General features: G+C 58.1%; 11 protein-coding genes. 10 read left to right on the top strand and 1 reads right to left on the bottom strand.

The window, feature by feature from the left end:
- Positions 1-276 carry a hypothetical protein gene (locus tag ACHWUQ_RS13785; protein WP_239811335.1) on the top strand — a complete coding sequence of 92 codons (276 nt, stop codon included), beginning with the start codon at positions 1-3 and terminating at the stop codon, positions 274-276.
- A 950-nt stretch (positions 277-1,226) separates the two neighbouring features.
- Here ACHWUQ_RS13785 and ACHWUQ_RS13780 read toward each other — a convergent pair.
- Entirely contained in the window at positions 1,227-1,922 is a 696-nt protein-coding gene (locus ACHWUQ_RS13780) for a S24 family peptidase (protein WP_239811336.1), read from the bottom strand.
- A 423-nt stretch (positions 1,923-2,345) separates the two neighbouring features.
- On the opposite strand from ACHWUQ_RS13780, the gene ACHWUQ_RS13775 reads away from it, so the two are divergent.
- The 9 genes from ACHWUQ_RS13775 to ACHWUQ_RS13735 all read left to right on the top strand — a co-directional run bounded on the left by ACHWUQ_RS13775 (position 2,346) and on the right by ACHWUQ_RS13735 (position 12,642).
- Entirely contained in the window at positions 2,346-2,618 is a 273-nt protein-coding gene (locus tag ACHWUQ_RS13775; protein WP_312461941.1) for a hypothetical protein, read from the top strand.
- A gap of 210 nt (positions 2,619-2,828) precedes the next feature.
- Complete coding sequence (locus tag ACHWUQ_RS13770) at positions 2,829-3,284, top strand: hypothetical protein (RefSeq protein ID WP_394681484.1); 456 nt, start codon at positions 2,829-2,831, stop codon at positions 3,282-3,284.
- Between the two features lie 742 nt (positions 3,285-4,026).
- Entirely contained in the window at positions 4,027-4,674 is a 648-nt protein-coding gene (locus ACHWUQ_RS13765; RefSeq protein ID WP_239811339.1) for a phage tail protein, read from the top strand.
- 99 nt (positions 4,675-4,773) lie between these two features.
- A complete protein-coding gene (locus ACHWUQ_RS13760) occupies positions 4,774-5,157 on the top strand; it encodes a phage tail assembly chaperone (RefSeq protein WP_394681483.1) in 384 nt (127 codons plus the stop codon).
- Positions 5,157-5,498: a DUF1799 domain-containing protein gene (locus tag ACHWUQ_RS13755; protein ID WP_239811341.1), complete on the top strand. Its 342-nt coding sequence runs from the start codon at positions 5,157-5,159 to the stop codon at positions 5,496-5,498. The genes ACHWUQ_RS13760 and ACHWUQ_RS13755 overlap by 1 nt, the downstream gene beginning before the upstream one ends.
- Before the next feature lie 64 nt (positions 5,499-5,562).
- Positions 5,563-10,095 (top strand): phage tail length tape measure family protein, encoded by a 4,533-nt coding sequence (locus ACHWUQ_RS13750; protein WP_394681482.1) that lies wholly within the window; start codon positions 5,563-5,565, stop codon positions 10,093-10,095.
- On the top strand, positions 10,092-10,988 hold the full coding sequence (locus ACHWUQ_RS13745) for a hypothetical protein (RefSeq protein ID WP_394681481.1): 897 nt from the start codon (positions 10,092-10,094) through the stop codon (positions 10,986-10,988). Before ACHWUQ_RS13750 ends, ACHWUQ_RS13745 begins: the two co-directional genes overlap by 4 nt.
- Positions 10,988-11,944, top strand: coding sequence for a hypothetical protein (locus tag ACHWUQ_RS13740; protein ID WP_394681480.1), 957 nt, complete (start codon positions 10,988-10,990; stop codon positions 11,942-11,944). The genes ACHWUQ_RS13745 and ACHWUQ_RS13740 overlap by 1 nt, the downstream gene beginning before the upstream one ends.
- Entirely contained in the window at positions 11,944-12,642 is a 699-nt protein-coding gene (locus ACHWUQ_RS13735; RefSeq protein ID WP_394681479.1) for a hypothetical protein, read from the top strand. Before ACHWUQ_RS13740 ends, ACHWUQ_RS13735 begins: the two co-directional genes overlap by 1 nt.
- Positions 12,643-12,645: the final 3 nt, after the last annotated feature.

The following is a 12,645-nucleotide window of genomic DNA, read 5'->3' as shown; positions in this document are numbered from 1 at the left end:
ATGTACACCCCCTTCTATGTGTATTTGTCGTCGGAGCCTTTTTCCAAGATCAAACTGAGGCCAACCAGCCATTTTGGTGTGTACCGAACCGATCCCATCAAGCTGGTTGTCAATGAAGCGACGGTGGCGACCTACCAGTATGTGCGTCTGGACCGGGTATTCAACAAGATATTCATCTACGATATTCAATTGCGACGTGATGTAGGTAGCCTGGGTCTGGGGCAGTTCTATGAGGAGCAAATGGGTGGACGCTCCAAACCTGCCGATAATGAGTAATTCGGGCCGGAGCTGATGGCTCGCAGCCTGCACAGAGATAATGCAGCGCCTGTTTTGATATGGCTTGGCTGGCTTACCTGGCAAACACCGGTACTGAATTGAGATGCGCATGCGGAGCACGCGCAGACCTGTATGCGCGGGGCAGGCAACTCCGAGGGTGGTGTGGGGGTATTGTTATCGGGGGGGCGGGCGCACACGCATGCGCTCTCAAGGGCCTAGCGGAGCAGCATAGGCACCGCCTGTGCTGTTACTTGCCAGGCTCCACGAAAGCCCAGTTGGAAATGGGCAGGTATGCGTGGAGCGATGCACAGCAGTGCACACGTAAAAAGAAACCTCTCCTAACATATTGCGTTCGTTGATGTAACGGTATGTTTCCTAGGCGGCGCTGGGGTATGCATCGCTACGCCTTTACCGCTTGGGGTGGATGGAAGGTCTCCCTCTGCATAGCCCGTTGCTGAACGGAATGCACGGCTGCGGATTGCCCGCAAAAAGCCCGGGTTCTAGCGGGTGTAAACCTATCGACGCTTGGGGTTTAGTGTTAGATGAGTACTGTAGATATCAAAAATGATTAAAAGATCATTTGCGATATCTTCGCTGTGTCATCAGGTCCGCTCAATGATCCATGGGCAAAAGTCCAGCGGGCCCGCTTGGGCTACGGACTGGCAGCTGAGTCTGTGATTGCTGCCCCCTGTAGCACAGTCGGCGGTGAAGTGGCCGCGCTGTTCAGTCTTGCAACCTGTCCACTGCATCCACTTAAATCATAGTTAAGATGGGTATATAACTATGGTTTAGGTTGAAGGCTGAACTTATCTTCATATCCGCAACCTTGAAGCATCCCGGTTCGCGCAGGGCGTCGCGTCCTGTTGCTTCCAGGATGATGCTGTCGTTAACGTAGTGATAGATGCCTGCGCCGGCCCGCGTGCCCTCACTGCAGATGCCCCGGAAGGGCGTCAGAGCTTCTGGCCGTTCCAGGCCCAGAGGACGCGGCCTCGCACATCCAGTTGCTCTCGTCCATCGAGCAGGTCAGAGGTCTTGATGCTCGGGTTGTCGCTGCTGATCTCGAACTGCCCATCCCAGCGCTGGCGCACGCGCTTTACAAAAAGCCGGTCATGTGCGCACAGCACATAGACGCCGTCGATGTCGACCAGGCGGATGCCGGTGTCGACCAGCAAGATATCGCCATCATTGAAAGTGCCCTTCATCGAATCGCCATAGGCATGGATGAAGCGCAGCGCCTGGACGTTGGAGGGTTTGACCCGCTGTGTGACCCATTCCTGCGACAGCTTCAGATCGCCGGTCAGCACGTCGTGCTCCAGCAACTCGGCCCCTGATCCCATCGATGCGCTGTTGGACAACACGGGTACTGCGATCGAGGGGCGCCCGGGAATGGGCGCAGGGGACAGGTCGCTGTAGGGCATCACGGTACTGGAGCGCGCCATGGTTCCTTCCCCCAGGGCCAGCCAGTCCGAAGACACATTGAGCAACTGCGCCGCGCGGGCGCTGTTCTCTGCCGTCAATGCCTTGGTATTTCCGTCCACCACCTTCTTGATGGCTTGGTAGGACAGCCCCAGCCGGTCGGCCAGGTCCGCGGTTTTCATCTCTGCTGCCGTCATCGCCTGAACCAGGCGGTCTTTGTATTCAACCATGGTTTAAATTCTCGCGGAAATTTTGATAACTATAGTTGCTTTGATGTCTGAACTATGGTTTAATTATTGCATGTTCATACGAAAGTCACAACCCAGCGCCGGTCTGAGCGCCCTCGACGCTGCGGCACTGCCAGATGCGGCAAGCCCGGCGGCGGGTTCGAACATGGGCAGCCACGAAGGCAGGGCGGAGCGCGTTGGCGGGGCCCCCAGCCATCGGTTCGCGTTCGCTGCGCCTCAGCGGAACGGGCAGCCACCCAATGCATTTAGCCGTCCGGTGCAATCCATTGCGTCTCAGTTCGGCCCGCAGCGGATATCCCGGAGCACGGAGCGCCATCCCCGGTATCTCGGCTACGTCATCGAAAGCGGGACCCAGGCCCAGGCTTCCCACGACAAAACCCAACGTATTTTGAAAGGAACACTGCGATGAACTTTGCCCGCACCTGTGACCCTCTGAGCAGCTACGGTGCCCCGGAGCATTCGGCCCGGCTTGCAGGCGGACATGCATCCCGCATTCTCGCGGCCCTGCACGATGAGAAATCGCTGACGGCGGGCGAGATGGCCGAATGCACGGGCATGACGGTCGAGCAAATCTGCCGCCGCCTGCCCGAGTTGGCGCGCACCGGCCTCGCGCAGGTGGTGCAGTTTGAGGGTGCGGATCTGCTGCGCGACGGCTACCGCGTATGGGAGGCGGTATGAGCATGCTGCTGCCCAGACGCAAGGGGCGCGGCGTTCTGCTTGATGCCGGTCCTTTGGGGATGCACCAGCTCGCCGTCAACATGGGGGCAAAAGCCAAGGCCGGTTGCATGCCACCCAGGACGGACCGGTTAGGCGTGACGGCATGCGGTGGCACGCGGACAGACACAGACAACGGAATCCTGCCAGCACAAAGGCATTGAAGGAGCAAGCATGAGCATGACAGCAGAGCGATACACGGTCGCGTTGAGCGCCCGCGATCTGTCCGATGAGTCGCACCGCGTGGGACAGGTGGACCTGATCAAGGCCAGCGGGATGAGCAAAGCCAATGTGGCCTTGCACTACCTGCGGATCATCACCAAGCCCAGCAGGGTGGATATGGAGCGCATGTACAACGCCTTGGTCCAGTACGGCGTGGCCGGACACCTGGCAGACCCCCAGGATGCTGCGTTGGAGGCCATGGCCTGGTTGCTGGACCAGAAATGCAAGCCGTGCCAAGGAACAGGCCTGACGGCCAAGGAGGGCAAGACCTACAAATGCCTCAAATGCAAGGGTGCGATGCTGGCCCAGGAGCCCAGCCGAAAGGACGTGCAGCTCCTGATCGACTATGTGATGGACTGCAAAAGAACGCACAGCAATAACTTGAATAAGTTGTTGCGAACCGACTAAAAGTGTGGTATTCTCGTAATCGTTGAGACATTGATGAGAAGGGTGCGAAAGCAAGCCCGCCCATGTCCTTAACCATGAATCACTTGCGCTGCTGTTGTGGCAGCGCAAGGCCTTTGATGGCAGAGCTATGCCACCAGCCTTTTCAAGCCTCGCCCCGTGCGGGGCTTTTGCGTTTCTGGCGTGGGTCAACATGCCGGGGGTATGTCCGGGCCGGTTGGCATCCGTGCTGTGCGCGCTGCCATCAGGTGGTGGCGTCACGGTAGCCATAACTGCAGTTGCGCTTGCCTGATGGCGCATGCCAGTGCAGGCTTTTTTCCAACGTCGATGCCCGCTGCATGCGGGCTTTGGCATATCAGCTGCAGCAAGCGCAGTCCGCACCCGAGTGGTTTGACGGTGCGGTATCTCCTGCTGAGAGCTTCCCAGTGCTTGCAGAAGCGAACAGCCGCCCCAGCCCGCTTGGGTTGTCTGATGGGGCATGGATCTGAAGGCCAGTGTTTGCGCTGTCCTGGTCAGTGACTGCAGGGCAGATTCGGCGCGCATGCGTACCCATGCCGCTGGAGCTCCGGCCCTGCAGCCCTTGAGGAGAGAGCACAGACTGCCGGTGTGCACTACGCCGCCAGCAGCTGTGACTTTTTCAACCATTGCATTCCGCCGAGAGGCGGTTTTTTTGTGCCCGACGAGGGCGAAACCGATCCGCCTTGGCTCAACGCAGGCGGATTTTCTTTTTTTGAAAGGCCCAACCATGGCTTATGAAGTATCGACCGGCACCCGTTTTGCAATCTCGACCGGTTTTGGCGCTCCCGTCTCCGTGACCACGATCTCCAATGCGGCACCTCCCGTGATCGCAGCGGCAGCACATGGCCTGAGCGCCAAAGACCCCTTCCTGCTCAATACCGGCTGGGAAGACATGAACGACTCCATCCTGCGGGTTGGCTCGGCGACCACGGGTGCCATCACGTTGGAAGACGAGGACACCACCGACCTGATCCAGTTCCCCAGCGGTTCGAGCGCAGGCACGGTCCGCCCCATCACTGGCTGGACCGAACTGCAGCAGGTCAGCGAAATCAGCCCTACCGGCGGCGAGCAGCAGTACGCGGAATTCGCGCCCCTGTCGCAAAAGTACGGCATCAAGATCCCGACGACCCGCTCGGCGATGAGCTGGGAGCTGACCTTTGGCTGGGATCCCACCCTGCCAGGCTACAAGGCCGCTGTCCAGGCATCGCGTGCCAACCGGCTGGTGGCGATTCGCATGGCCCTGCCCAACGGTGGCTCGATCAGCTATGCCTACGGCTACATCAGCGTGCAGGAGACCCCTGTGGTCGCCTCCAACGCCGTGACCACCGGCAAGCTGACCCTGTCCATGCTGCGCCCCATCAAGACCTACAAGTAAAGGTCGCCACGCCCGCCTTGGTTGACCCAAGGCGGGTTTTCCATGCCCGGCAGGTAGCACCTGCACGGGCTTTTTTGTTTCAGAAGAAGGATATCCACCATGGCGAAGTCTCTCGCATCGTTTGCACCCACTCCCACTTTCAAAGGCACTGCCGACGTGCCCGTCGCCGGCAAGGGCCCGCAGCCTCTGGGCCTGACCTTCCGCTTCCATGACACGGAAGCGATGAAGGCGCTGTCCGCCGAGTTCACCGCCTTGCAGGACAAGTACAAGGCGACGGCCGAGGCCCCTCTCAGCGATGAGCAAGAAAAGGACATGCGTACCGACCAGGCCAAGCTGGTGATGAAAATCGTGGCTGCCTGGGAATTCACCGATGAGTTCAGCGTCGAGAACATCACGCAGTTCTTTGTGACCCATGCGTTCGCCTTCGGTGCGATCGTGACTGGCTTCTTCCAGGCTCACTCGGGCGCCAAGACAAAAAACTGATGGAGCTGGGCCGGGCGCTGTTTGGCGAACGGTCCAGTCCCCAACAACTGGTGGCCATGGGCTTTCCTGCCGAGATGATCAAGGAACGCGAGCCCCTGGTGTGCTACCCCGACCACGAGCTGGCCTACCGCTGCTTCATCGACAACGCCAGCCAGTGGCGAGCAGGCATGGGCGGTATCTATGCCCTGGACTACAACGTGATCTACCGCTGGCTGGATGCCGAGGGCATCAACAAGCGCAAACGCAACCAGGTGCTGCGCGAAGTGGGCCTGCTCGAGCGCGGCGCGCTCGAAGCATTGCAGGCGCGCAGGGAAGCACAGGATCGATCCCGCCAGAAATAGCCCACTTCGGTGGGCTTTCCTTTTTCTATGCTCGCCTCGGCGGGCCATTTCTATTGGTGCTGCTATGGCTGATCTAGAAAAAAATATCAAGATTGGTGTTGACCTCTCGGACCTCCAGTTGGGTGTCCATGAGGCCATCAACAGCATTCAGGGCTTCTGGAGTTCGGTCGAGGCCGGCTCCAGAAATTCCGCACAATCGTTCGAGATGATGACCTCGGCGTTTCAGAGCCAGTCATCGGTGATCCAGGTGGGGATCCGGGATACCGAGCGCTTCTCCGAAACCTTTGTTCAGGTGCAGCAAACGAGCCAGGTTGCGCTGAGTAGCTACTCCAGAGACCTGGCGACGGTGCAGAAAGAGCAAGAGAACGCAAATGCCTCTGCCAAGCGCTGGACCGAGTCCACCAAGGTGGTTTTCGGCCTGCTGGCACAAGGCGCGCCCGCGTTCTTTGACAAATTCATCACCGAGACCATCAATGCAGAGAAGCAGCAGGCCCAGCTCTCCGCCGTGTTGAAGTCCACCGGCGAGGCTGCGGGATGGTCGCAGGAGCGGCTCAACGGCATGGCCGCATCGCTGTCGAAGTCGAGCGTGTTCTCGTCGGGGGAGATCACCCAGGCGCAAACGCAGCTGCTGACTTACTCCAATGTGGTGGGGCAACAGTTTCCGCAGGCCATGCAGGCCGTGGTGGATATGTCTTCGCGCATGGGCACATCAGTGACCAGCTCTGCGGAGACCATTGGGCAGGCGTTGAACTCCCCGTCCGAAGGGCTCAAAGCGCTGGCGGACAAGGGGGTGCAATTCACCGACCAGCAAAAAGAGATGGTCGCGCAGTTGGAAGCCACCGGCCAAGTTGGTGCGGCACAGGCCGTTATCCTGGATGCGCTGCAGACCTCGTATGGTGGTGCGGCGGTTGCTGCAAGGGATACGTTGGGTGGTGCTCTCACTGACCTGAAAAAAAACTTTGCCCTGGCAATGACGGGTGATAGCGGCAGCCTGCAAGGGATGCGCGAGAGCATTGAGTTGTTGAACGAAACCTTGTCCTCTGAAACCACGCGAGCGGGGTTTCAGACAGTGATTAGCGGGATAGCGGGTATCGCCAAAATCGCTGCCACTGCAATCAGTGTCGTTGGCCAATTTGCTAATGCCATCTCTATGGACTTCAAGGGTGCTCAGCATGCAACCCTTGAGCGGCAATTTGATTTTGCCAAGACCGAGCTGGATCGATTGCAGCCGCGACTGCGTTTGGACCCTGACAAAAATAATACCGAGCTTCAGGACGAGGCAAAGCGCTTGCGGGACACCATGGTCCGCGCGAGTCTGGAGATGCAAAAAATCACTGCCAGCATGGCCAAGCAAGCCGGCGTTGTTGCCGTCCCTACGATCGACGTTCCTACCGTTGAAGCCGGGACTAAGGCGGTGCAAGCGCAGACCGAGGCCATCACCAAAAATGCTGCGCAACTTGGGGCTACTGCTCAGGCGAGCAGTCAAGCTGTTACCCAAGGGGCCAGTGCATCAACAGATGCTGCAAAGAACGCGCAAGCGGAGTATGAGCGCCTTCGGGACTCTATTCAGTCGAAGATTGATGCCAATAAGCGAGAGCTAGAAGGTGAAATTGGTCTGACAGCCGCACAAAAAGAGCGTGCGGCTTTTATGGAGAAGCTGAACAAAGAGCATAAAAATCTGCCGGAGCCGCAAAAGGAAAAGCTCCAGGCTCAGTTTGACAATTTGCAGCAAACCCAAGCCGATATGACCGAGAGAAGCAGAGGTTTAGCGGCCTTGGAGCAGGAACGGGTCCTACGTGCCTCGCTTACTACAGAGTTGGAGAAGAGCGCTCAGGCATATTTGGACGGCAATAAGTCCTTGGAGCAAGAAATTGAACTGATTGGGAAAAATGCATCCGAGCGCACCCAGATTGCTCAGGCACGCAATCAAGAGATCATCCTGATCAAAAAGGCCGCGCTTGCAGAACAAGAGCGCCAGGATGCGCAATCTGGAACACAAAGCCGAGTAGCCATCGCTCTTCACGAGGAAATTGACCAGTTGGAGCGGCGTAATGAGCTGCTTGGCATGAAGGAGTCTGCTGAGAAAGCAGACGTCAATCTACAAAAGCTTCACGGGCAGTTTACGCAAACGGTCCAGCAGGTCGAGGATGCTTTCGTTAACGGATTTGTCAGCATGATGAATGGTGGCAAAGAAGCGTGGAAGACGTTCTGCAACACCATCAAAACTTCTTTTTTCACCTTAGTTGTTAAGGAATTGTATGCAGCGTTTGCCAAGCCTTTTGTGGTCCAACTGGTGGGATCGTTCATGGGGATCGCGAGTTCGGGGGCTGGCAGTGCAGCCATGCAAGCTGCCAGCAGCTCCAGTGGTTTGATCAGCTTTACGCCAGGGGCTAGTAGTCTTGGTGGCATGTTCGGCTCTTTCAATGCCGGTTTAGCAGGAGGTTGGACAGGATTCGAAGGCGGTCTTGCCATGATGCAGAACGGGGAGTACCTCGCCGGCGGCATGCAGGCCTTGGGTGCAGCAGCTCCGTATATTGGCGCCTTGATTCAACTTGGGCGGGGAAATATTGGTGGAGGTATTGGGACAGCTGCGGGTGCTTACATAGGATCTGTATTCCCCGTAGTTGGCACCGCGTTGGGTGCGCTGTTGGGTAGCGTTTTTGGAAGTGCTCTCAATGGCATCTTTGGCCGCAAGCTCAAGGAGTCTGGCGTAGAAGGTGAGTTCGGTGGGGAATCCGGCTTTGAGGGCCGACTGTTCAAATACTACAAGGGAGGTTGGTTCAGATCCAACAAGACAACCTATGAAGAGATGCCTGAGGAAATGCGGTCCAGCTTGGGCAAGCAGTTCCTGGCGGTCGATTCGTCCATTCGAGAGATGGCGAATGCTGTAGGCATAGGCTCAACTGCATTGGATGGCTTTAGCGCCAAAATCAAGGTCAACCTCAAAGGTCTCAGCGAAGAGGAAGCAACTAAGAAGCTGCAGGATGAGTTCCAGAAGATTGCTGATCAGATGGGGAGTTTGGTATTAACAAGCCAAGAATACAACCGATCTGGTGAGACCCAGTTAGAGGCCTTGGCCCGGTTAGCGCTCAGTATCACATCGGTCAATGCAGTGTTTGAGACGCTGGGAATCACGATGCTTGACGCGTCGCTTGCCAGCGCAGACTGGGCAAGTGGTCTGCTGGAGTTAATGGGGGGTTTGGAGAACTTCAACGCCGCCGCAGGCGCCTATTACAACCTCTACTACAGCGATGACGAGAAGCGTAGCCGTGCGAGCAAGGTGGCCAATGATGGTATGGAAGAGCGCGGGCTGGATCTGCGTGTCGGCGATGTCGATGCGAAGAAGAAATACCGCGCCCTGGTAGACAAAGCCATCGCTGACAGGGACGAGGAGCTGCTCGCCTGGCTGTTGCAGTTTGCGGATGACTTTGCCAATGGGGTTGATGCTGTCACTGCCAGCTTGGAAGACGGAACTAACGCGCTTGCCGCGAAGCTGCAAGAGATTCAGCAGATCCGTGAGGAGACGCTGTCGACGTTGGGGCTGTCCATGGACGGCCTGGTTGATGGATTCATCAATGAGATCAACGAGGGACGGGGTGCACAAGCCGGAGAGTGGTTGGCGGACACGATTGCTGTCGGCTTTGAGCAAGCCATTTATGGGCAGGCGATCAATACCATCATGTCTTCCATCATCGATGGCGTCATCACACCAGTGGTGACTGCGGCAATGACGGGCTCCGCTGTGTCGGGCTTGGTGAGTGGTGCAGCGATTGATTCGATGATGGCTAACGCCCGGGCTGCTGCAGCAGCGTTGAAAGCGCTTTTGAGCGATGAAGCGTTCAAGTCCATGATGGACGACACGATCGCGCTCATTCGTGACATCGGCAATGACGTAGGAGGCGTCATTCCAAAGATGTCCACATATCGCCCTGCGGTCCAACAGGTCACCAACGCCTACGAGTCGTCTACTTCCGCAGCAGAGGCTGCGGCGAAGGCTGCTGAGAAGCTGAGGGATGAGTGGTCCAAGTTGATTGACACCATGAGCAATGAGATGAAGCGTCTGCGTGGAGAGTTGCTAGGTGCGACGCAAGACAAGGGTGCTGCGTACTACGAGTCCATGTTCGCGATCAAGACCGCTCAGGCCAGGTCGGGAGACCAGGATGCGGCCGCTGAGCTGCCCTCGATCATCCAGGCACTGGAAGCGCTTGCAAAAGCCAGTGCAACGTCCCAGGCCGATGTCTTGCTCAAGCAGTCAGCCTGGCTGGCATCGCTGGCGGACACGAGAAACTTCCTCGCCCATAAATACGGCGTCGATATCGGCGATGTGAAAACCGCAGAGGTGGGTGCTGCCACTGCCGGGCGTGTGGTTCAGGCGAGTGGCAACACTGCTTTGCTGAGCGCGCTGCAGGCGTCGAGTGACAACCCGGTACTGGTGGCGGAAGTGCGGGCCCTGCGCTTGTCGCTGGACAACCATGACGCCAACCGCAAGGCCGAGGCGACAGTGGTCGTGCCTGCGGTGCAGCAACTCAACAAGACGCTGCGCATGTGGGACGCCGATGGAATGCCTGCAACGCGAAAACAGGAGGAAAACGCATGACAGGATTGAGAACCGTCAGCCCGCTGGAGATCAGCGATGGCGTGATCGTTGCGCAGCCGCCTGTGGAGGACACGGCGGCTGTCTGGGTGGCGGGGGCCTGGCCCAGAGGGGCCAGGGTGCGCTACCAGCACCTCGTCTACCAGGCGGGTGCCGATGTCAACGACAGCATTCCGCCGCGGGACAACCCAACGCTCTGGATCAAGGTCGGGCCCACCAATACGTGGGCCCTTTTTAATGGGCGCACGTCGCAGAGCTCCAAGTTCAATGCGACGGCATCCTACCGGTTCCGATTTGGACGCGCAGTGGATGCGGTGTGTGCGATAGGCATGGCCGATGTGCATTCCGTGCGGGTGCGTGTGTTGGACCCGTCTTACGGCACTGTCTATGACAAGGTGCTCACGGTCGGCCTTGCGCCAGAGACCGCCGATTGGTGGGAATGGCACTTTGGCGAGTGGACGCCAACAGGTGTGCTGGGGCTTTTTACCGGGCTGCCGGCATTCCCGCAAGCGGATGTGCTGGTGGACTTCGTCGGTACGACTGGCATGGAGGTCGGCAACCTCATTCTGGGCAATGCCAAGGAGTGGGGCCTGGGTGTCGAGATCGGTGCCTCGGTGGGCATCCAGGACTTTTCCCGCAAGGAGCTCGATGAGTTCGGCAACCGCGTGCTGGTTGAGCGCACCTACATCGGATGGGCAGATATGTCCGTGCCCATCCGGCGCACGGAAATCATGGCCATCAAAAACTATATGACCAAAAACCGGGCCAAGCCCATCCTGTTTCTCGGCTCTCAAGACATTGAGGCCCTGAACGTGTTTGGGATTGCCAAGGATTGGTCCGTCGCGATCGAGTACCACGACTACTCGATGTTTGCAATTCAACTTGAGGAGGTGTGATGCCTTTAGTCGTTCCAACCCCCATTCCCGCCTATCCCCCTGCGCCGCAGCCCACGGATGACCGTGTCAGCTTCAGCACCAAGGCCTTTGCGCTGGCGGCTTCTTATGAGCCGCAGCGGGTGGCGTTTAATACCGCAATCAGCCAGGTCTACACTAATTCTGAATGGGCGCAGGCCAAATCGCTGGACGCTCAGAATGCTGCCACTGCTGCGGGCCAGTCGGCTGCCGCAGCTGACGCGAGTCGTCAAGCTGCAGATATAGCTGTTCAAGACGTTCGTAACGCGATGGATGCCATACAAGTCGGTCCTGTAGCCTCAGTGATGGGTCGTACTGGTGTCGTCACGGGATTGGTCGAGGCTGGCATCGGCGCAACGCACAACAAGTCGCAGCTGATGGCTAATGCTCCGATAGGGCAGTGGGCAGCGTTCTACGACCACACTGGCGTAGGGGCCGATTGGCCGCCTGCCCATCCAAACACCAATTGGTGGAATGTTTTTACGTTCGGCAGCGAGGAATTGGGCCAAGTAACGCAGCGCGCATCGCAGACATTGGCTACTGCATATCAGGGCTGGGTTTACGAGCGTCAGCGCGACATTACCTGGGGGCCTTGGCAGCGCGTGATAGGTGACAGGTCCGTCATCGAGAAGCGGGTCATTGTTGATGCGAGATCCGCAACCACCCCCATCGATCAGAAAAACGGATCGATTCAGACTGTGGTTCTGTATCAAAACACCAGCATCGTCATGCCAGTGCCCAGAGATATCGGGGATCAGCTGACTATTGAAGTTTTGCCAACCGGGGCGTTTACCGCGAGTTTTGCGGGAGTGCCGGTGCGGTTGCCTGTGGGGGGAGCATTGCCGACAGTTGCTGCCTGGCAGAGATTGATGCTGACCTTCATCCCACGGTATGACATCGGTGTGTGGGACATGTTCATTGCAGGGGTGCATGAATCATGATGATGCGCAACCTCCTAATGAGCGGCGGCAGCACCTCGATCACATTTGCAGCTACTGTGCGAAGCCCTGACATTGCTGCCCTGGCCCGCGCGCGAGGGTGGAATGGCTATAGCCCGATCATTTGCACGATCAATTCAGGGGTCGATATTGCCACCCTCAGCATTTCGGGGATTCCCCACGATTGCCTAACGATCATCAACCGGGGCCGCGTTGGTGGCGTCCTCAACGGCGGCACCGCCCTTTACACACGCACTCGCATTCGCATCGACAACACCAGCGGAACGGTATTTGGGGGAGGTGGGCTTGGCGGTGGCGGCGGGTCATACCTTATTCAGAACCCCAATTCTTCGAGCTATCGGGCATCGGGCAATGGCGGCTCGGGTGGCAACGGCGCCGGGTTCAGTTCTTCGGGTGTGGTGACCATGAGCAACGCGCAATCGGGGTTCAGTGGCAGCTCACAACAGTTAGGCGGGCCATCAACAGGCTCGCTTGGTGTTTCTTACGGCGGCAGAGGTGGATATGGCGGCTCCATCGGTCAGGCAGGGTCCATTGGCTCTGATGGCAGTGCGAGCGGGAACTACACCTTGATTCAGGTCTACCAGCCCAGCCAGGGACAACCCGCAGGCCTTTACGTTGACGGAGCGAGCTTCGTCACCTGGATCGTAGAGGGCACCCGTCTAGGTAACGCAGCAAACTGAGGA

The organism is uncultured Comamonas sp. (assembly GCF_964277875.1).
Taxonomy (GTDB): domain Bacteria; phylum Pseudomonadota; class Gammaproteobacteria; order Burkholderiales; family Burkholderiaceae_C; genus Comamonas; species Comamonas sediminis.
The sequence above is the reverse complement of the archived record's forward strand: the minus strand, read 5'-3'. Positions and strand labels throughout refer to the sequence as shown.